This window comes from Paracoccus wurundjeri (assembly GCF_030678915.1).
Classification (GTDB): domain Bacteria; phylum Pseudomonadota; class Alphaproteobacteria; order Rhodobacterales; family Rhodobacteraceae; genus Paracoccus; species Paracoccus onubensis_A.
Window position 1 is genome coordinate 1 of record NZ_JAUUTZ010000045.1, and the last position, 19,311, is coordinate 19,311.

Consider the following 19,311-nt stretch of genomic DNA (forward strand, 5'->3'; position numbering starts at 1 on the left):
TTTAAATTGGGGGGGTAATGCGGGGCTTCATGGTTTTTATCGGGTGGCAATCCTTTTAATTTTTGCTCAACGGTCTTTTTTTTTCGCTGGCGGCACCGGGGGGCCCCCCCCCGCACCCCCGAGGTATTGGGGCAAAGAAGAAGCTGTGACAACCATCATTTCTGACAGACCGGGCAAAAATAGGTTGAACGGCCCGATTGCGTGATTCGCCTGATCCTGCCCGCGCAGCCATCTGTCGGACAGGCCGTATCCTCGCGGTCATAAACCCGGAAGCTGTGCTGGAAATAACCCAACTCCCCCGTGGCCTGCCGGTGGTCGCGCAGGGATGAGCCTCCGGCGGCGATGGCATCGGTCAGCACATCGCGGATATGCCCGGACAGGGCCGCCAGCCGGGCCTTCCCGATGCGTCCGGCGGCGCGGCGCGGATCGATGCCCGCGCGATGCAGCGATTCGCTGACATAGATATTGCCCAGACCCGCCACGATCTTCTGATCCAGCAGAGCCTGTTTGACCGGCACACGCCGCCCGGCGAAAATATTCGCCAGATAAGCGGTGTCGAATCCCGGATCGAACGGCTCTGGCCCCAGATTCGCCAGCAGGGGATGGGAGGTACCCTCGCGGATCAGATCCACCATGCCGAAGCGGCGAGCGTCGTTGAAGGTGATCGTCGTGCCGTCCTCGGTTTCCAGCACGACATGATCATGGCGCGGCAGGATGGCGGGGTCGCGATGGAACCCGGCCAGTCCAGCGCCCTCGACCAGAAGCCGTCCGGACATGCCCAGATGCAGAAGCAGCGTGCCGCCCCGATCCAGATCGGCCAGCAGGTATTTCGAGCGGCGGCGAAGTTCCTTTACCCGCGCGCCGGTCAGCACCTGCACCAGATCCGGCGGCAGGGGCCAGCGCAGATCCGGGCGGCGGGCCTCGGCGCGGGCAATGCGGCGGCCTTCGAGATGGGGCAGCAACCCGCGCCTGACCGTTTCGACTTCCGGCAGTTCTGGCAATCCGGTTCCTTTCGCTGCATTGTGCCTGCGGTGTTACAGGGTTATCTGACGCCTGAAGCAGCGGGTGGCAAGCGCGATGAGCGAAAAGAAACAGACCCATTTCGGTTTCCGGACCGTGGACGAGGATGACAAGGCCGGGCTGGTGCATGACGTGTTTTCTAGCGTGGCGTCGCGCTATGACCTGATGAACGACCTGATGAGCGGGGGCATTCACCGGGTCTGGAAAAATGCCATGATGGACTGGCTTGCCCCACGCGACGGTCAACACCTGCTGGATGTGGCGGGCGGTACCGGGGATATCGCCTTTCGCTTTCTTGATCGTGCGCCGGGCGCGCGCGTCACGGTTTGCGACATGACCGAATCCATGCTGGTTGAGGGCCGCAAGCGTGCCGACGCCGCTGAAAAGGCGGACCGTCTGGCCTGGGTGACGGGCGATGCGATGCAATTGCCCTTCGCGGATGACAGCTTTGACCGCTATACGATCAGTTTCGGCATTCGCAACGTGACCCGCATCGGCGACGCGCTGTCCGAGGCTTACCGTGTCTTGCGCCCCGGCGGGCGGCTTATGGTGCTGGAATTCAGCCGGATCCCCGTGCCCATGATGCAATGGGCCTATGACCGCTATAGTTTCAACGTGATCCCAGCGATGGGCAAGGCAGTGACCGGCGATCATGACAGTTATCAATATCTGGTCGAGTCCATCCGCCAGTTTCCCGATCAGGAGGAATTCGGCGGCATGATCCGTCAGGCGGGTTTCGGCCGCGTGCAGTGGCGTAATCTGTCGATGGGCATCGCCGCGCTGCATTCCGGCTGGAAACTGTAGATGCGCGGACCGCATAATATCCTGCGCCTGATCCGCACCGGCGCGACCTTCGAGCGCACCGGGGCGATGGGTGTCGCGCTGGACGCGCTTGAAGCTCCGCCGCGGCTTCGGCTTGCGGCGCGGATCCTGGGCTGGCCGTTCCGCTGGATGGGTTACAAGGGCGATCCCGCCCTGCCGCCGATGACCCGGGCCATTACCGCGCTTGGGCCCGCCTATATCAAATTCGGGCAAATCCTGTCGACCCGGGCCGATGTGGTGGGAACCGAGCTGGCCGACCAGCTGCGAATGCTTCAGGACCGGTTGCCGCCCTTTCCCACGCAGATCGCCAAGGAGATGGTTGCGGCGGAACTGGGCAGGCCCATCGACGAGATATTCCTTGAGTTTTCAGAGCCCGTCGCGGCGGCCTCGATCGCGCAGGTTCACCGGGCGCGGCTGCGCGACACCGGGCGCGAGGTGGCCGTCAAGGTGCTGCGTCCCGGGATTCAGGCCGCATTCCGCCGCGATATCGATGCGTTCCATTTCGCCGCCGGAATGATCGAAGGACTTTCGCCCAGCAGTCGCCGCCTGCGTCCGCGCGACGTGATCAGCCATTTCGAATCTGTTGTTGCAGGCGAGTTGGATCTGCGGCTTGAAGCCTCTGCCGCCTCGGAATTTATCGAGAACACGCGGGACGACGAGGGCTTTTCCATACCTGCGCCGCATTGGCACCTGTCGTCCCGCCGGGTGCTGACCTCGGATTGGGCCGAGGGGATCGCGATGGGCGACCGCGACGGGCTGATCACCGCCGGTCACGATCTTCCCACCGTTGCCCGCCGGGTGATCCAGCTTTTCCTGCAGCATGCCCTGCGCGACGGCTTTTTCCATGCCGACATGCATCACGGCAATCTCAAGGTCGGGGCGGATGGTTCGATCATCGCCTATGATTTCGGGATCATGGGCGAGATCGACGAATATACCCGCCGGGTCTATGCCGAGATCCTGATGGGTTTCATCAAGCGCGATTACCGCCGCGTCGCCCGCGTGCATTTCGAGGCGGGTTATGTCCCCCGCGACCGCGACGAGACAGCGTTCGCCCGCGCCCTTCGCGCCGTGGGAGAGCCGATCTTCGGTGCCGATGCCAGCCAGATCTCGATGGCGAACCTGCTGGCATATCTGTTCGAGGTGACAGAACGGTTCGGCATGCCGACCCGCACCGAACTGATCCTGTTGCAGCGCACCATGGTGGTGGTCGAAGGCGTCGCCCGCTCGCTGGATCCGCAACTGAACATGTGGGAAGCGGCGAAACCGGTTGTTTCGGATTATATCAAGGCAAGTCTGGGGCCGCGCGCGGTGGCGCAGGACGCGGTTCAGGTCGCCCAGATCCTGGGGCGATATGGCCCATTATTGCCGAAACTGGTTGACCGGGTGCTGTGGGAACAGGTTCACGGCCATGCAACAAAACCCGAAAAACCGCAAAAATACCGCTGGTATGCTGCGACGGCTGGCGGCGCGTTGGTGATCGGGTTGGGGCTGGGGCTGTTGTTCGGATAAGCTGAAACGGCATCGGACAAGGTCGCGCCGGCCCTGACGCCCCGCTAAAATTTGCGGTTTCGGCCAAGATCCGTATTGGTTTCGTTTTGGGTGAGTTTATGCGGGATTCGCCGGATTCGGGAACAAATACGAAGATTTTCGCGTATTCCGTGCCGCAATCCCGTTGACCGAATAGTCAAATACTGTCACATTTCGTTCATAATAATGTTGCGTGACCGTCATGCTTGGGGGGTAGGTCCGGCATCGAACGCAACTCCATTGGGAGGTAAAATAATGACCCGCTTACTGACCGCATCCGCGGCCACGCTGATTGCGTCGCTTACGGCTGCCAATGCCCAGACGGAAATCCAGTGGTGGCATGCCATGGGTGGCGAGCTTGGCACCAAACTGGAAGAAATCGTCAAGGGTTTCAACGACAGTCAGGATGAATACAAGGTCGTTCCCTCGTATAAGGGCACCTATCCCGAAACGATGACCGCCGCGATCGCCGCCTTTCGGGCGAAGGAGCAGCCCGCCATCGTTCAGGTCTTCGAAGTGGGCACCGGCACCATGATGGCCGCGCAAGGCGCCATCGTTCCGGTATACCAGCTGATGGAGGAACAGGGCGTCGAATTCGACCCGGCCGCCTTCCTGCCGGCCGTCGTGGGCTACTATACCGACACGGACGGCAATATGCTGTCGATGCCTTTCAACAGTTCGACCCCGATCCTGTATTACAACAAGGATGTGTTCGAAAAGGCCGGGCTTGATCCGGAAACCCCACCAAAGACTTGGGGCGAGGTGGAAGAATTCTCGAACAAGATCATGGAGTCGGGTGCGGCGGAATGCGGCTTTACCACAGGCTGGGTAAGCTGGATCCAGACCGAGAATCTAAGTGCGTTCCACAACCAGCCTATCGGCACCGAGCAAAACGGCTTTGGTGGCACGGCTGCCCGGCTGACACTGAACGGTGACGTTCAGGTCAAACATTGGGCCAATCTGAAGAAATGGGCTGATGAGGGTCTTTTCAAATATGGCGGCCCGGTTGGCGGCGACGACGCCCCGCCGATGTTCTACAGCCAGGAATGCGCAATGATCATGAACAGCTCTGCCAGCCTAGCGGGCGTGATCGCCAATGCCAAGGATTTCGAGCTGGGCTTTGGCATGCTGCCCTATTACGACGATGTCGAGGGGGCGCCGCAGAACTCGATCATCGGCGGTGCAACCCTGTGGGTCCTGACCGGCCGTCCCGACGAGGAATATGCAGGCACCGCCAAGTTCTTCGAGTATCTCGCCAGCCCCGAAGTTCAGGCCGACTGGCACCAGTTCTCGGGCTATCTGCCGATCACGCAGGCGGCCTATGATCTGGGCAAAGAGCAAGGTTACTACGACGAAAATCCCGGTTCAGAGGTCGGCTTGCAGCAGATTACCCTGAACGAACCGACCGAGAACTCGAAAGGTCTGCGTTTCGGCAATTACGTCCAGATCCGCGGTATCATCGACGAAGAATTCGAGCAGATGCTGTCCGGCAGCAAGGACGCACAGGGCGCGCTTGACAGCGTTGTCGAGCGGGGCAATGCGCTGCTTGAGGAATTCGAGAAGCAAAACCAGTAAATGATCTGTCCGGGGGCCGGGTTTCGCGGCCCCCATTCTCATATCCGGGCATCAGATGAAGCGAACGATATTCAACGGCCAGTTGTTGCCTTGGCTGCTTTTGGCGCCCCAGCTTGCGGTCACGCTCGTCTTCTTCATCTGGCCTGCCTTTCAAGCCATCCGGCAAAGTTTTCTGCGCGAGGATGCGTTCGGCATTAACAGCCAGTTCGTCGGGCTGGCGAATTTCCGGGCGCTTCTGGACAGCGCCCAATACCTGAATTCGCTGAAGGTGACGGCCGTTTTCGCCGTGTCGGTGACGGTGCTTTCGATGGGTGTCGCCCTGATACTGGCTGTGGCCGTGGACAGGATGCTGAAATCGCAGCGCCCTTACACCACGCTGCTGGTCTGGCCCTATGCGGTCGCGCCGGCGGTGGCGGGTATCCTGTGGTATTTCATCTTCAACCCGACCGTCGGCATCCTGCCATACATGCTGGATATCATCGGTTATGACTGGAACCACAATACCGACAAAAGCGATGCGATGATCCTTGTCGTTATCGCCAGCGCCTGGAAGCAGATCAGCTATAACTTCCTGTTCTTCGTCGCCGGGCTTCAGGCAATTCCCGCCAGCCTGCGCGAGGCCGCCGCCATCGACGGAGCAGGCCCGGTGCGGCGCTTCTTCGACATTACATTTCCGCTTCTGTCGCCAACGACATTTTTCCTGCTGGTGGTCAATATCGTCTACGCGATGTTCGAAACCTTCGCTGTAATCGACTCGACGACCGAGGGCGGACCGGCGCAAGCCACCAATATCATGGTCTACAAGGTCTATTTCGATGGCTTCATCGGCCAGAACATGGGCAGTTCGGCGGCGCAATCAGTCGTGCTGATGCTGATCGTGATCTCGCTGACGGTGATCCAGTTCCGCTATGTCGAGAAGAGGGTGGAATACTGATGATCGAGAATCGCCCCGGCCTGAACATTCTTGCCCATGTGACGCTGATCCTTGGTGTGGTCGTCGTCGCTATGCCCGTCTGGGTGGCCTTCGTCGCCTCGACCCATACGGCGACCGATTTTTCATCGGGGACGATCCCGATGTGGCCCGGCCCGCATCTGATCGAGAATTACCGCGCCATGCTGGATACCGGGCTATCCACCAGCGGAACGCCCCCGGTCGGGCGGATGATGGTCAATTCGATGATCATGGCGCTGTCCATCGCCATCGGCAAGATCTGCATCTCGATGCTGTCGGCTTTCGCCATCGTCTATTTCCGCTTTCCCTTCCGGGGATTGGCCTTCTGGTGCATCTTCATCACCCTGATGCTGCCGGTAGAGGTTCGCATCGTGCCCAGCTTTCAGGTGGTCGCGGATCTGGGGCTGCTGAATTCCTATGCCGGTCTGTCGCTGCCGCTGATCGCATCAGCCACGGCGACATTCCTGTTCCGGCAGGTGTTCCTGACCATCCCGGACGAGCTGACCGAGGCCGCCCGCATCGACGGCGCCGGGCCGATGAAATTCTTCCGGGATATCCTTTTGCCACTATCACGGACCAATATGGCGGCGCTGTTCGTGATCCTGTTCATCTATGGCTGGAATCAATATCTCTGGCCACTGCTGATCACGACGGATTCGCAGTATTACACCATCGTCGCGGGCATCAAGCGGATGGCCGACGTCGTGGACGGCTTGCCGAAATGGCATCTGGTGATGGCGACAGCCATCATGGCCATGCTTCCGCCCGTGGCGGTGGTCATCGGAATGCAACGGTTGTTCGTCAAGGGCCTTGTCGAGACGGAGAAATAATATGGCGTCAATTACCCTCGATAATGTCGGCAAGGTCTATTCCGGCGACACCCGTGCCGTGGGCGATGTGAATATCGAAATCGCGGATGGCGAATTCATCGTGCTTGTCGGCCCTTCGGGCTGCGGCAAATCCACATTGCTGCGCATGATCGCGGGGCTGGAAAGCATCACTGACGGAGAGATCCGCATCGGCGAGCGCATCGTCAACCAGATCGAGCCCGCCGATCGCGACATCGCCATGGTGTTTCAGAATTACGCACTGTATCCGCATATGTCAGTGCGACAGAACCTTGCCTATGGCTTGAAGAACCGCCGCACGCCCAAGGCGGAAATCGAGCGGCGCGTGAATGAGGCCGCCGAGATCCTTCAGATCGGCCAATATCTCGACCGCAAACCCCGGGCGCTGTCGGGCGGTCAACGTCAGCGGGTCGCCATGGGCCGCGCCATCGTCCGCGAACCGGCGGCTTTTCTGTTCGATGAACCGCTGTCGAACCTTGATGCCAAGCTGCGCGTGACCATGCGGCTGGAAATCAAGCAGCTGCAGAAACGCCTGCGCACGACCTCGATCTATGTCACGCATGATCAGCTAGAGGCGATGACACTGGCCGACCGTCTGGTGGTGCTGAATGGCGGGCGGGTCGAACAGATCGGCACACCGCTTGAACTGTACCGCCGCCCGGCTTCGACTTTCGTCGCGGGTTTTATCGGCAGCCCGGCGATGAATCTGATCCCCTCTCGCGCCGTTCCCAACCTGCCCGGCACCGCGCATGCCGATACGATCGGCATCCGGCCCGAAGATCTGAGCGTGACGGAAGACGGCCCCATCGAAATGAACGTTTCCGCGGTCGAGGAACTGGGCGCGCAGCGGCTGGTCCATGGCCGGACCGGCGGCGAGGCGATTACGATCACCTATCCTTCGGACGCGCCGCTGGCCGAAACGCTGCGGCTGGGTTTCGACCGCAAGAACCTGCATCTGTTCGACAGCAAAAGCGGGGCGCGGATAGACAAGGCGCGATGATCACCCGAAGCTCTGATTTTTGGATATTTGAATGAAGAAGGGGCCGGTGATTCTCTCCCGGCCCCCTTATGTCTCAGTCGTCTGCGACTTTCAGGACGATCTTGCCGATATGCCCGCTGCTTTCCATGCGGCGATGTGCTTCGGCGGCGTCTTTCAGGGCGAATTCGCTGTCGATACTGACTTTGACAGCCCCCGATTCAAGCATCGGCCAAAGATGTTCGCGCAGTGATTCGGCGATTCGGGCCTTCGCAGCATCCGATTGGGGACGCAGGGTCGAGCCGGTGACATTCAATCGCTTGACCATAATCTGCGCGAAATTCACCTCGGCCTTGGGGCCTTCGAGGAATGCGATCATGACCAGCCTGCCATCATTGGCCAGAGTCTTGATATTACGCGGAATATAACTTCCCCCGACCATATCGAGGATCAGATCGGCACCGCCTTCCTCGCGCAGGATCTTGACGAAATCCTCGTTGCGATAATTGATCGCCGTCGCACCCAGATCAGCAATCGCGGCGCATTTTTCGTCATTCCCGGCAGTTGCCCAGACGCGGGCGCCCAGTGCGTGAGCAATCTGTATCGCCATCATGCCGATGCCCGAGGTTCCGCCGTGAACCAGAAAGCGCTCACCCGCCTGCAAGCCGCCACGGGTGACGATATTCGACCATACGGTAAAGCTGGTTTCGGGCAGGCAGGCGGCCTCGCGCAGATCAAACCCTTCGGGAATCGCCAGGGCGTGATCGCCATGGCACACCGCATACTCGGCATACCCGCCGCCGGGCAGAAGCGCCGCCACCTTGTCACCGACACGCCAGCGCGTCACGCCGGCGCCGATGCCCACCACCTCGCCCGATGCTTCCAACCCGGGCAAATCCGATGCATCCGGTGGCGGTGCATAACTGCCCTGACGCTGCAAGACATCCGGCCGGTTTATCCCGGCATAGGCAATCTTGATCAGGATCTGGTCATATCCGGGCACCGGCAGCGGGCGGTCCGTCAGCCGCAATCCATCCGCATCGCCGGGGGTGGCAATCTCAACCGCCTTCATCATGTCCGAGATCATGGTCACTCCTTATCTGGTTCGGGTCTTTCCCGGCAGGTTACGGCCTCGCGGCTTGTGTATCCACCCGAAAGCGAGATCACCAAGCGGTGCCACGCCCGGAATCCTGCGTAGGGTGGCCTTGGTCTTTTCGAAAGCCATAACGCCCTCGATCCTTCGATCGATAAAGCGCCTTGTCTCGCTATGACCGTCCGACTCGTCGCCCAGCCAGAACAGGACCGTGGAGCCGATCACCGCCGAAAGCGTCGCCCGCTTCGTGTACCAGTTGGCATCCTCGGAACTGTCGCCAAGGCCGGTCCAGATCACATCCGCCGTTTCCCATATCAGCCGGGCGCCAAGCGCGGCATTGACCGGGAGCGCCAGAGTCGCCGCGGCGGCGCGCACGATCTCGGGCTGAATCAGCGAAAGGCGGTGCCAGACCGCCTCGGCGACACGGTCGCGAAAAGCGCCATCGGGCGGGGTCGCGGTCAACCATTCGCGCAGCTTGTCATCGGCCCGGCGATGATAAGCCGCCGCCAATCCCGCGCCACCCCGAGGGAAATGAACGCGGGCAAGTGATTCGGGCATGTTGATCGAGGCGGCACCAGCCAGCAGCGCCCGATCGTTCATTCCATCGAACGGCACATGCTCCAATGCCGCGTTCAGTAGTTTTTCCCGGTCTGTTTCCATCGGTTTCCGACCTTCTTCTGGACAAGAGACCGTTCCGCTGGTAGAAGAGCGCCTCCTGCAATCTGTTCAACTCTAACCTAGGAAGGTGGTGACAACCACATGCAGGTCAGTGTTCGCGACAATAATGTCGAACAGGCACTTCGCGCCCTGAAGAAAAAACTTCAGCGCGAGGGGGTTTTCCGCGAGATGAAGCTTCGGCAACATTTCGAGAAACCGTCGGTCAAGAAAGCCCGTGAAAAGGCTGAGGCCATTCGCCGCGCCCGCAAGCTGGCTCGTAAAAAAGCCCAGCGCGAAGGCGCGCTGTAAGACGACGCGATATGCGCAATCAGCAACCCCCGTGGCAGCGCCGCGGGGGTTCGCTTTTCGGGTCAGCTATTGTCTCGCTGATGGGTGATTCGCACCGAATCCCTGTCCTGACAGCGGGCGACCCATGCATCGATGGCCGGAGTCGAAGGCATCTGATCGCCGAACCACGCAAAGGGCCCCGAGCACAGGATATCAACGGCACTGAACCTGTCTCCCAGAAGATAGGGTTGCGCTGTCAGCACCTCATCCAGACGGGCCAGCATCGTGTCATAATCCCGCAGGGACGCCTGAATCGCCGGGTGCGTAAGCCCAGCGAAATGCAGGATCGCGACCGGCTCGATCACCCCCTGATAATAGAACAGCCAGGACAGATATTCCCCGCGCTGCGGATCTCCGGGCGAACGGCCAAGCCCGCTTTCGGGAAACATGTCGGTCAGATAGGTGATGATCGCGCCGCGTTCGCGGATATGGTCGTCGCCATCTACAAGATAGGGCACCTTTCCTTCCGGATGCGGATTCTTCGGATCGTGGCTGCCCGAGCCATCCTGACGGGGAATGGTGACGTTGACGATGTCGATCCGATCGGCAATTCCCATCTCTTCAATCAATTGAACGATGGCGGTCGAGCGACTGTTGGGCGCGTGATAAAGAGTTCGCATAACTTGTCTCCTTGGACATTGAGAGCCAAGGATTAACCCATCGCTCCTGACAGAAAGAGGCAGCATGGCCCGAACCGATCGTTTGATGCGTCTGATGAATGTGCTGCGGCGATTGCCCGCACCGGTTACCGCCGCACGGCTTGCGCAGGAAACCGGTGTATCGCAGCGGCAATTGTATCGCGACATCGCGACGCTGCGGGCGGGTGGCGCATTGATCGATGGTGAGGCCGGCCTCGGTTACAGCCTGACCGAAGATCCGGCTTTGCCGCCGCAAAGCTTTTCGCGACTTGAAATCGAGGCCCTGAAACTGGCGGTGGACGCGTTGGGCCGGATCGGCGATGCCGAGCTGATCTCGGCCGGGCATGACGCGCTTTCGCGGATTATCGCCTCTTTGCCGGAAAGACAGGCCCGGCAGGCATTGCACGCGGTGATGCGGAGTTTCGAGCCCGGCCCCGATCGCGACCCGCCGAATGTCGATCTGGCGGAGATTCGGACCGCCTGCTGGGAGGAAGGGGCGCTTGAAATCGTATATACCGATCTGAACGGCGTACGGTCGCGCAGGGTGATCTGGCCGCTGGGCATATCCTATACGCAGCACACGCTGATGCTTCTGGCGCATTGCCGGTTACGGATGGATTTTCGTATTTTCCACGTTAACCGTATCGAAACGCTAAGACGGACCGACGAAAGCTTTCGTCCCCATCGAGTCCCACTGATACGCGAATATACGGCAGTCCGCAGGGCGCAGAGGGGAAAGATGCGCCAATCGGGATGCAAAGGACTGGGATCCGAGGACGATATGGAAAAAGGGCCGGCGCTGTGAAGCGACCGGCCCTTTGCAGATCTGTTGTATCGACAGATCAGAAGCGGTAGTTGACACCGATTTTCAGGTTGTGATGCGCAGGCGAAGCGCTCGTCACCAGACCTGCCTCGTCAAACTTCACATCGGTATTTTCGAAGTGACGGTATTCCCACTCACCGAACATGGACAGACGCTCGTTCAGTTTACGCTCGACGCCCAGACCAGCAGTCACACCGGTATCCGAGAAGCTTTCGGTTTCCGAACCAATAACGCTCTTGACGGTGTAATCGAAATCTCCGTGCGCCACGCCGAAAGTACCGTAAACCAGCGTGCTCGGATTGATGGCATAGCCGGTTTTCATCCGCAGGCCGACAAGATAGTTCACCTTGGCTTCGGTGTTCAGATCTTCCACGCCGAATGCCGGGGTGCTGCCGTCTTCTTCGATGGCGCCACCTTCGATCGCGAGTTCCGGGCCGAAGACCCAGTTATCACGCTGCCAGCGATACCCGACATGCGCACCAAGATTGGCGCCTTTCAGGTCAACGCTGCCGACGTCGTTCGCGCGGCCAGTAACGTCACCATCCGAGTTAATCGCACGGAAACCGACGGAATCGTCACCACCGAAAGCATAACCCAGCGCGGCACCGACATAAGCACCGGCCCAATCGCCTACCGGGGCAGGCTGTTCAACAACTACTGGTTCAGGCGCGACAACAGGTTCAACATACCCGCCTGCAGTGGCAGCACCGCTTGCCAGAAGCGCGATGCCGGATGCGGCGCCAACTGCCGAAAGAATTTTTCCACGCATTCCAAATCTCCATTCTCAATAAGCGCCGGATGCCCCATGCTGACCGCGTAGGCAGCCCGACAGATGTAGGCGGAGTAAACGCTTTACTTCATGGAAATGCAATCAAAGCGGTCCTTAAATTCCCGTGAACGGCATAAAGGGGCCGCGAAGCGAAGCAGATTTACAACACTGTCGAGAATCGATTCTGAAAATCGATTCGTCATATATCGAGATTCTCGACGCTCAGCGCATTTTGCTGAATGAATTCGCGACGAGGCTCAACCACGTCTCCCATCAGCTTGGTAAAGAGGTCCTCCGCCTCGGCAACATCGTCAATCCTGACCTGAAGCATCGTTCGCGCAGCGGGATCCAGCGTCGTTTCCCAAAGCTGTTCGGGATTCATCTCTCCCAAACCCTTGTAGCGCTGCAGCGACAGGCCTTTTTCGCCTTCAAGGAAGATCGCGGAAAGCAAGCTTAGCGGGCCGTAAATCGGAATGACGCGCTCTTTCCGGATCAATGTTGCGGGCGTGCCGTAAACTTCCTGCAAGACCTGAGTCATTTCACCCAGACGCCGGCTTTCGCCACTGCGCAGCATCTGACCGTCAAGCGTGCGGCTTTCCTCGACTCCGCGCAATATCCGAGACAGGCGGATACCGCCATCCTGGGTTGGACGACCGGTCCAGCCACGTTCGTATTCCTCGGCCACGATATCCAGACGGGCGGCCACGGCATTCGCCACCTCCTGCGCGCCGTTATCCATGCGGCCCTGCAACAATGCGCCCGCAATCGCCGCCTGTTCGGTGATATGCGGCGGGTAATGAGTCGGGTAGGCCCGCAGGATCCGCCTTGCGGTCCGGGCTTCTTCCACGACGCGGACAAGATCGTTTCCGATGATATCCTCGCCAGAGCCAAGGCGCAGCACGGCCCCCTCGATCCCCTGCTGAACCAGGTAATCGTCAAGCGCGGCCTCGTTCTTCAGATACACCTCGGAGCGCCCGCGCCCGACCTTGTATAGTGGCGGTTGCGCAATATAGAGATGCCCGGCCTCGATCAGTTCCGGCATCTGGCGGAAGAAGAAGGTCAGCAGAAGCGTGCGGATATGCGCGCCATCGACGTCGGCATCGGTCATGATGATGACCTTGTGATAGCGCAGCTTGTTCAGATTGAATTCATCGCGCCCGATCCCGGTGCCAAGCGCGGTGATCAGCGTGCCAACAGTTTCCGAGGACAGCATCCGGTCGAAACGCGCCCGCTCCACGTTCAGGATTTTTCCGCGCAAAGGCAGCACCGCCTGATTCTTCCGGCTGCGACCTTGTTTGGCCGATCCACCTGCCGAATCACCCTCGACGATGAACAATTCGGACAGGGCAGGGTCTTTCTCCTGACAATCGGCCAGTTTTCCGGGCAGGCTGGCGACATCCATCGCCGTCTTGCGGCGAGTCAGTTCACGAGCTTTTCGCGCAGCTTCGCGGGCAAGCGCGGCTTCAACGATCTTACCGACGATCTGCCGGGCTTCCGCCGGATTTTCCTCGAACCATTCGGACAGCTTTTCGTTGACCAGACCTTCGACTGCCGGACGAACCTCGCTTGAGACCAATTTATCCTTGGTCTGGCTTGAGAATTTCGGATCGGGCACCTTGACGGACAGCACGCAGGTAAGCCCTTCGCGGGCATCATCGCCAGTGAAATCCACCTTTTCTTTCTTCGCGATCCCGCTGGATTGGGCATATTGGTTGATCACGCGGGTCAACGCGCCCCGGAATCCGGCCATATGGGTTCCGCCATCCCGCTGAGGGATATTGTTGGTAAAGGGCAATACGGTTTCATGATAGCTGTCATTCCACCACATCGCTACTTCGACGCCGATATCATTGCGCTCGCCAGTGATAAAGATCGGCTCGGCCATGACCGGGGTCTTGGAACGGTCGAGATATTTCACGAATTCGCGGACACCGCCATCGTAATACAGCTCGCTGCGCTGCAATTCGGAATGGCGGCTGTCTTCGATGATGATCCGGACACCGCTGTTCAGGAAAGCCAGTTCGCGCAGGCGGTTTTCCAGCGTCTTGAAGCTGTATTCCAGATTGCTGAAGGTGCCGTTCGGATCGCTGATCTTGCTTGACGCCAGAAAGCGCACCTCTGTTCCGGTCTCGCCCTCTGCCGCGTCGCCGACGACGCGCAGATGCTCGACCGTTTCACCCTTTTCAAACCGGACGTAATGTTCCTTGCCATTGCGCCAGACGCGCAATTCCAGCCAATCGCTAAGCGCGTTCACGACCGATACGCCCACCCCGTGCAAACCGCCCGAAACCTTGTAGCTGTTCTGGTCGAATTTACCGCCGGCATGAAGCTGGGTCATGATGACCTCCGCCGCGCTTACCCCTTCGGCGGCGTGCACGGCAACAGGAATCCCACGGCCATTGTCACGCACACTGACGCTGTTATCGGCGTGGATCTTGACCAGAACATAATCCGCATGCCCCGCCAAAGCCTCGTCAATGCCGTTATCGACGACCTCGTAAACCATATGGTGCAGGCCGCTGCCGTCATCGGTATCGCCGATATACATCCCCGGGCGTTTGCGGACGGCTTCCAATCCCTTGAGAACCTTGATGGAATCGGCGCCGTATTCTTCGGCTTTCGGGGTGTTCTCGGTCATGTGCTATCGTTCCTGTCAATCTGATGACGATATAGACATTCGCAAAGGGAAAGTCACGGCAAACACTGGGTTTTTTCCAGTTATCCGGCCAGTTTCAGCCTGCCAGCAACTGACCCAGCCCGATAACGCAACCAACCGCGATCAAAAGACCCCCGGAAACCAGATTCATGCGCCGTAAACCCGTCGGGCTGGACAGCCTGTCACGGGCAGCGGCGATCACCCCGCCCATACCGAGATTAAGGAAAAACGGGACCATGCAGGACATGACGACGATTGTCGTGATATCAGGGCCGGTCAGCTTGCCGACGTCGAAAAAGCCCGGCAGCACGCCGACATAGAAAAGCGCCGCCTTGGGGTTTCCGGCAATCGCCAGAAGACCGGCCGAGAATCCAGCCCAGATGCCGCCCCGTGTCAGGCGGGAATCGCGTTCAACCGGTTGCGATGCCTTGCGCAGCAGCAACAGGCCCATTCCAATAAAGACGGCGGCGGCCACCCAGCGCATCGCCTCGATCAGCACAGCATTTTGCGAAACGATCACCGCCAGCCCGAAAATCGCGATCAATGGCCAGATCGCGTCACCTATGGCCACTCCGATCGCCAGCGGCCAGACACCCCGAAAGCCGGAGGCAAGCGCCCGCGCGATAATCGCCACCCAGACCGGCCCCGGCGTGAACCAGATCCCAACCATGGCAATGGCGTAAAGCCAGATCGATTCGGCGGGTAATGTCATTGAATCTCCCTGATGGCGGAAATGCCGTCCTGTTTACCGACAGCCATGCGCCTTGCCCTGTCCTTAAACGCATCGAAAAGCTCTGCTCCGGTTCCGGTCAGGACGGTCTGCGCGGGCAGATCGACAAGCTGATCATACAGCGCGGCCCGCCGGTCAGCGTCCAGATGGGCGGCAACTTCGTCCAGCAGCAGGACCACCGGCTGATCCGACAAAGCGCGCGCATTGGCCAGCACCAGAGACAACAGCAACGCCTTCTGCTCGCCGGTCGAGGACAGCGCGGCAGGGGTGTTCGCCGGTCCCCAATGGGCCCCAAGATCGGCGCGATGCGGCCCGGTCAGACTACGACCCGCCGCCAGATCCCGCGGGCGCATATCGGCCAGCCGCGACGCGATGCTTTCTTCGTCGGTGTCATCCGCCCGCCCCTCGCCCGGCAACAAGGCCAGAACTGCTGCCGGAAATCCGGTCGCGCTTTCATCCTGTGCAGCCATGATCCGTGTCAGGGCGTCTTTCCGGTTACGCGTCAGTGCCGCCCCGGCCCGCGCCATCTGCGCCTCCAATGCCCGATACCATGCGGGATCGCCGACCTGATCCTTCAGCAGGCGGTTCCGTTCCCGCATGGGTTTTTCATAGGCAAGCGCCAGTTCGGCATGATCCGGGCAAAGGCTGAGCGTAATCCGGTCAAGAAACCGGCGCCGGGTTTCGGGCGGATCCGTCCATAGCCGATCCATCGCCGGAACCAGCCAGATAACCCGAAGCAGCCGTCCCAAAACGGTTTGCGGCACCTGCTTGTCATCCAGAACAACCGTGCGGGATCCTTCGGGCGGGGCCGAGGTTTCCACGTCGTGATCCTGAACACGCGCCCGGATCCGCCAGCCCGCATCCGGTCCGCCATGCCGTGCCTGATCCCTTGCGGCAACACCGCGCAGCCCGCGGCCGGGGGCAAGCATCGACAAGGCTTCCAGGATATTCGTCTTGCCCGACCCGTTCGGGCCAAAGATGGCCAGAGGCTGCCGGTCCAGTTCCAGCTCAAGGCGCGACCACGAGCGGAACTGAGCCAGAGACAATTCCGTAACCGTCACACCCGCATCGGCATGACGACATAGATGGCGCTTTCGTCGCCGCCTTCACGGATCAATGCCGCATCACCCGGCCCGTTGAACATGAAGACCGCATTGTCCCGATCAACCTGGCTTGCGATCTCGTGAAGATATTTGGCGTTGAAGCCGATCTCCAATGCCTCATCGGAATAGGCCACGATCAGTTCTTCGTCGGCGGTCCCGGAATCCGGGGCATTCACCGACAGCACCAGCCGATCGGAATCCAGCGAAAGCTTGACAGCCCGCGAACGCTCGCTGCTGACGGTTGCAACGCGGTCGACGGCACGGGTGAAATCGCTCGCATCCACTTCAAGCCTGCGGCTGTTATTCGCGGGAATGACGCGGGTATAATCGGGGAACGTCCCGTCAATGACCTTCGAGGTCAGAGTAATTTCGGGCGTTGCGAAGCGGATTTTGGTTTCGCTGACCGAGACGGCGATATCTGCCTCGTCATCATCCAGCAATTTGCGCAGCTCACCAACGGTCTTGCGCGGCACGATCACGCCCGGCAGGTCATTCGCGCCCTCGGGCAGCGGTGCATCGATCCTCGCCAGACGATGCCCATCGGTCGCCACGCAGCGCAGCACCTGCCCGTCTTCGGACTGCGCCACATGCATATAGACGCCGTTCAGGTAATACCGCGTCTCTTCAGTCGAGATGGCGAACTTCGCCTTGTCGAACAGCCGGCGCAACACCGAAGCCGAGGCGGTGAAATTCGCCGCATATTCCGTTGCCGCCAAGGCCGGGAAATCCTCTCGCGGAAGGGTCGCAAGGCTGAAATTCGACCGCCCGGCCTGAACCGTCAGCCGCCCCGCCGCATCGTCCGAGGTGATCTGCACAAGCGCGCCATCGGGCAGCTTTCGCGCGATTTCGTTCAGCATCACGGCACTGACGGTCGTGGCGCCGGGCAGTTCGACCTGGGCAGGGGCGCGGTCCACCACCTCGATATCCAGGTCCGTGGCGCGGAAACTGACGCCCTCATCGGTCGTTTCGATCAGGACATTGGCAAGGATCGGGATGGTATTACGCCTTTCCACCACCGATTGGGCCTGAGAAATGGCTTTGACCAGAACGGCGCGCTCGATCGAGAATTTCATCGTTCTTCCCTGTCCCTAAGGGCCATGTGGCCCATTCTCTGGACCCGATTTGTAACCGCCCCGAATGGCGGTCACAAGGATAACATGAAACGATCGGTTTCAGGCTTCAAGTTGCCTGCGAAGCAAGGCGATATCCTCGGACAAACCGGTATCCGCATCGGACAACTCCTCGATCTTGCGAACGCCATGCATGATCGTCGTATGATCGCGCCCGCCGAACCTGCGCCCGATCTCGGGCAACGAACGATTGGTCAGCTGCTTCGACAGATACATGGCGATCTGACGCGGACGTGCCACGTTCCGCGCCCGCTTCGGCCCGATCATGTCGGCAAGGCGGATATTGTAATGCTCTGCCACCTTGCGCTGGATATCGTCGATAGAGATCTTGCGGTCATTCGTGCGCAAGATGTCAGTCAGGCATTCCTGCGCAACTTCCAGAGTGATCTCGCGCTGCAAAAGGCTGGCATGCGCAAAAAGCCGCTGCAACGCACCTTCAAGCACGCGGACATTGGTGGTGATGCGACTCGCCAGAAATTCCAGCACGCCATTGCCGATCCGCAGATCGGCCTGCTGCTGGCGGAATGCCTCGGTCTTGGATTGGAGGATGCCAAGCCGCAATTCGTAGGTGGTAGGGTGCAGATCCACGATCAGCCCGCATGACAAGCGTGACTTGATCCGCTCTTCCAGCCCCTTGATCTCGGCCGGAGTGCGATCCGCGGAAATGACGATCTGCTTGCCCTGATCAACCAGGGCGTTGAACGTGTGGAAAAATTCTTCCTGTGTGCTTTCCTTGCCAGCGATGAACTGCACGTCATCGACCATCAGCATGTTCACATTGCGGAACATGCCCTTGAAATCCATGATCGTGCTTTCCCGCAAAGCCTGCACGAAGCGGTACATGAACTGCTCGGCCGACAGGTAAAGCACCCGCGCAGACGGATCGCGCTGCTGATAAGCATGTGCGATCGCATGCATCAGGTGGGTTTTACCCAACCCCACACCGCCATAAAGGAACAGCGGGTTGAACCCGACCGGCCCGCCCTCGGACACGCGGCGGGCAGCGGCATGCGCCAGCTCGTTGGGCTTGCCGACCACGAAATTGCCGAAAGTATAGCGCGGATCCAGCGGCGCGCCGAGTTCCGGCCGGTCATGAACCGCATCGGCCACGGGCGCTGCGGCCTTGGCCGGGCGGGATCGGGTTTTTTGCCCGCTATCCGACGAATCCTGCGAGCGCGAGGCGACATCGAATCGCAACCGTTCGACCTGCTGGCCGCTGCGGGATAATTCTCCGATGATATCATCCGCGAAATGCCTGCTGACCCAGTCCGAGATGAATCGTGTTGGGCTGTTGAAACGGGCGATTCCGTCTTCAACGCCCGTCAGGCGAAGGGGCTTGATCCAGTGGTTGAAATTGTTTGGTCCAACGGATCTTTCCAGCTTGATACATGCTTGCCCCCAAATTTCGTCCATCGTTTCGCCCAGCCCTGATTCTGTCCGACCCATGCCAGTCAATCCGGCAAGTGTCCTGTCCCGCTTTCATTCTGGGAGACCGATAGGCGACAATCGACCCGGGGGGGGGGGGGGGGGGGGGCCCCCCCCGGGGGGGCCCCGCACACGAGTATAGACAGGGGGGGGGAGGGCACGGGGGGGGGGGGCGCGGGACCACCACCACACCAAACAAAATAAAAAATTAAAAAA

At 60.0% G+C, this 19,311-nt stretch carries 18 protein-coding genes; 8 read left to right on the forward strand and 10 right to left on the reverse strand.

Going from position 1 to position 19,311, the window contains the following annotated elements; translation table 11 throughout:
* Positions 1–155: 155 nt before the first annotated feature.
* Entirely contained in the window at positions 156–1,001 is an 846-nt protein-coding gene (mutM, locus tag Q0601_RS23790) for a bifunctional DNA-formamidopyrimidine glycosylase/DNA-(apurinic or apyrimidinic site) lyase (protein ID WP_305292539.1), read from the reverse strand.
* Between the two features lie 76 nt (positions 1,002–1,077).
* Here mutM and ubiE point away from each other — a divergent pair, with 76 nt between their 5' ends.
* The 6 genes from ubiE (at position 1,078) to Q0601_RS23820 (ending at position 7,747) form a co-directional block, all read left to right on the forward strand.
* A complete protein-coding gene (gene ubiE, locus Q0601_RS23795; RefSeq protein WP_305292541.1) occupies positions 1,078–1,824 on the forward strand; it encodes a bifunctional demethylmenaquinone methyltransferase/2-methoxy-6-polyprenyl-1,4-benzoquinol methylase UbiE in 747 nt (248 codons plus the stop codon).
* On the forward strand, positions 1,825–3,354 hold the full coding sequence (gene ubiB / locus Q0601_RS23800; protein ID WP_305292543.1) for a 2-polyprenylphenol 6-hydroxylase: 1,530 nt from the start codon (positions 1,825–1,827) through the stop codon (positions 3,352–3,354). It begins immediately after the preceding gene.
* Positions 3,355–3,627: 273 nt separating this feature from the next.
* A complete protein-coding gene (ugpB, locus tag Q0601_RS23805; RefSeq protein ID WP_305292545.1) occupies positions 3,628–4,947 on the forward strand; it encodes a sn-glycerol-3-phosphate ABC transporter substrate-binding protein UgpB in 1,320 nt (439 codons plus the stop codon).
* 55 nt (positions 4,948–5,002) lie between these two features.
* The gene (gene ugpA / locus Q0601_RS23810; protein WP_305292547.1) at positions 5,003–5,881 is read left to right on the forward strand and encodes a sn-glycerol-3-phosphate ABC transporter permease UgpA; all 879 of its coding nucleotides are present in this window, start codon (positions 5,003–5,005) and stop codon (positions 5,879–5,881) included.
* Positions 5,881–6,729: a sn-glycerol-3-phosphate ABC transporter permease UgpE gene (gene ugpE, locus Q0601_RS23815; protein WP_305292549.1), complete on the forward strand. Its 849-nt coding sequence runs from the start codon at positions 5,881–5,883 to the stop codon at positions 6,727–6,729. Before ugpA ends, ugpE begins: the two co-directional genes overlap by 1 nt.
* A 1-nt stretch (position 6,730) precedes the next feature.
* Positions 6,731–7,747 carry a sn-glycerol-3-phosphate import ATP-binding protein UgpC gene (locus tag Q0601_RS23820; protein ID WP_305292551.1) on the forward strand — a complete coding sequence of 339 codons (1,017 nt, stop codon included), beginning with the start codon at positions 6,731–6,733 and terminating at the stop codon, positions 7,745–7,747.
* Between the two features lie 73 nt (positions 7,748–7,820).
* Here the strand turns inward: Q0601_RS23820 and Q0601_RS23825 are convergent, their stop codons facing one another.
* Both Q0601_RS23825 and Q0601_RS23830 read right to left on the reverse strand, forming a co-directional pair.
* Positions 7,821–8,807, reverse strand: a complete 987-nt coding sequence (locus tag Q0601_RS23825; RefSeq protein WP_305292567.1) for an NAD(P)H-quinone oxidoreductase — start codon at positions 8,805–8,807, stop codon at positions 7,821–7,823.
* 12 nt (positions 8,808–8,819) lie between these two features.
* Positions 8,820–9,476 (reverse strand): COQ9 family protein, encoded by a 657-nt coding sequence (locus tag Q0601_RS23830; protein ID WP_305292553.1) that lies wholly within the window; start codon positions 9,474–9,476, stop codon positions 8,820–8,822.
* Positions 9,477–9,575: 99 nt separating this feature from the next.
* Between Q0601_RS23830 and rpsU the strand changes: the two genes are divergently transcribed.
* Entirely contained in the window at positions 9,576–9,782 is a 207-nt protein-coding gene (rpsU, locus tag Q0601_RS23835; RefSeq protein ID WP_119750744.1) for a 30S ribosomal protein S21, read from the forward strand.
* 62 nt (positions 9,783–9,844) lie between these two features.
* On the opposite strand, the gene Q0601_RS23840 is transcribed toward rpsU, so the two are convergent.
* Positions 9,845–10,441: a glutathione S-transferase family protein gene (locus tag Q0601_RS23840; RefSeq protein WP_305292555.1), complete on the reverse strand. Its 597-nt coding sequence runs from the start codon at positions 10,439–10,441 to the stop codon at positions 9,845–9,847.
* 64 nt (positions 10,442–10,505) lie between these two features.
* Here Q0601_RS23840 and Q0601_RS23845 point away from each other — a divergent pair, with 64 nt between their 5' ends.
* Positions 10,506–11,264 (forward strand): helix-turn-helix transcriptional regulator, encoded by a 759-nt coding sequence (locus Q0601_RS23845; RefSeq protein ID WP_305292557.1) that lies wholly within the window; start codon positions 10,506–10,508, stop codon positions 11,262–11,264.
* Between the two features lie 37 nt (positions 11,265–11,301).
* Here Q0601_RS23845 and Q0601_RS23850 read toward each other — a convergent pair whose 3' ends face one another.
* The 6 genes from Q0601_RS23850 to dnaA form a co-directional block, all read right to left on the reverse strand.
* The gene (locus Q0601_RS23850; RefSeq protein WP_305292559.1) at positions 11,302–12,051 is read right to left on the reverse strand and encodes an outer membrane protein; all 750 of its coding nucleotides are present in this window, start codon (positions 12,049–12,051) and stop codon (positions 11,302–11,304) included.
* Positions 12,052–12,250: 199 nt separating this feature from the next.
* Positions 12,251–14,689, reverse strand: a complete 2,439-nt coding sequence (gene gyrB / locus Q0601_RS23855; RefSeq protein ID WP_305292561.1) for a DNA topoisomerase (ATP-hydrolyzing) subunit B — start codon at positions 14,687–14,689, stop codon at positions 12,251–12,253.
* A gap of 94 nt (positions 14,690–14,783) precedes the next feature.
* Positions 14,784–15,419, reverse strand: coding sequence for a LysE family translocator (locus Q0601_RS23860; protein WP_305292563.1), 636 nt, complete (start codon positions 15,417–15,419; stop codon positions 14,784–14,786).
* Entirely contained in the window at positions 15,416–16,498 is a 1,083-nt protein-coding gene (gene recF / locus Q0601_RS23865; RefSeq protein WP_305292565.1) for a DNA replication/repair protein RecF, read from the reverse strand. The genes Q0601_RS23860 and recF overlap by 4 nt, the downstream gene beginning before the upstream one ends.
* Entirely contained in the window at positions 16,495–17,613 is a 1,119-nt protein-coding gene (dnaN, locus tag Q0601_RS23870; protein ID WP_119750757.1) for a DNA polymerase III subunit beta, read from the reverse strand. The genes recF and dnaN overlap by 4 nt, the downstream gene beginning before the upstream one ends.
* Positions 17,614–17,712: 99 nt before the next feature.
* The gene (dnaA, locus tag Q0601_RS23875; protein ID WP_370656185.1) at positions 17,713–19,116 is read right to left on the reverse strand and encodes a chromosomal replication initiator protein DnaA; all 1,404 of its coding nucleotides are present in this window, start codon (positions 19,114–19,116) and stop codon (positions 17,713–17,715) included.
* Positions 19,117–19,311 lie beyond the last annotated feature (195 nt).

Coding starts and splice junctions, on each gene's coding strand:
- Q0601_RS23840 (WP_305292555.1), bottom strand. CDS start 10,441: ATGCGAACTCTTTATCACGCGCCCAACAGTCGCTCGACCGCCATCGTT.
- ugpA (WP_305292547.1), top strand. CDS start 5,003: ATGAAGCGAACGATATTCAACGGCCAGTTGTTGCCTTGGCTGCTTTTG.
- Q0601_RS23830 (WP_305292553.1), bottom strand. CDS start 9,476: ATGGAAACAGACCGGGAAAAACTACTGAACGCGGCATTGGAGCATGTG.
- gyrB (WP_305292561.1), bottom strand. CDS start 14,689: ATGACCGAGAACACCCCGAAAGCCGAAGAATACGGCGCCGATTCCATC.
- Q0601_RS23845 (WP_305292557.1), top strand. CDS start 10,506: ATGGCCCGAACCGATCGTTTGATGCGTCTGATGAATGTGCTGCGGCGA.
- dnaA (WP_370656185.1), bottom strand. CDS start 19,116: ATGGGTCGGACAGAATCAGGGCTGGGCGAAACGATGGACGAAATTTGG.
- ugpB (WP_305292545.1), top strand. CDS start 3,628: ATGACCCGCTTACTGACCGCATCCGCGGCCACGCTGATTGCGTCGCTT.
- Q0601_RS23860 (WP_305292563.1), bottom strand. CDS start 15,419: ATGACATTACCCGCCGAATCGATCTGGCTTTACGCCATTGCCATGGTT.
- Q0601_RS23850 (WP_305292559.1), bottom strand. CDS start 12,051: ATGCGTGGAAAAATTCTTTCGGCAGTTGGCGCCGCATCCGGCATCGCG.
- Q0601_RS23820 (WP_305292551.1), top strand. CDS start 6,731: ATGGCGTCAATTACCCTCGATAATGTCGGCAAGGTCTATTCCGGCGAC.
- rpsU (WP_119750744.1), top strand. CDS start 9,576: ATGCAGGTCAGTGTTCGCGACAATAATGTCGAACAGGCACTTCGCGCC.
- ugpE (WP_305292549.1), top strand. CDS start 5,881: ATGATCGAGAATCGCCCCGGCCTGAACATTCTTGCCCATGTGACGCTG.
- dnaN (WP_119750757.1), bottom strand. CDS start 17,613: ATGAAATTCTCGATCGAGCGCGCCGTTCTGGTCAAAGCCATTTCTCAG.
- ubiB (WP_305292543.1), top strand. CDS start 1,825: ATGCGCGGACCGCATAATATCCTGCGCCTGATCCGCACCGGCGCGACC.
- ubiE (WP_305292541.1), top strand. CDS start 1,078: ATGAGCGAAAAGAAACAGACCCATTTCGGTTTCCGGACCGTGGACGAG.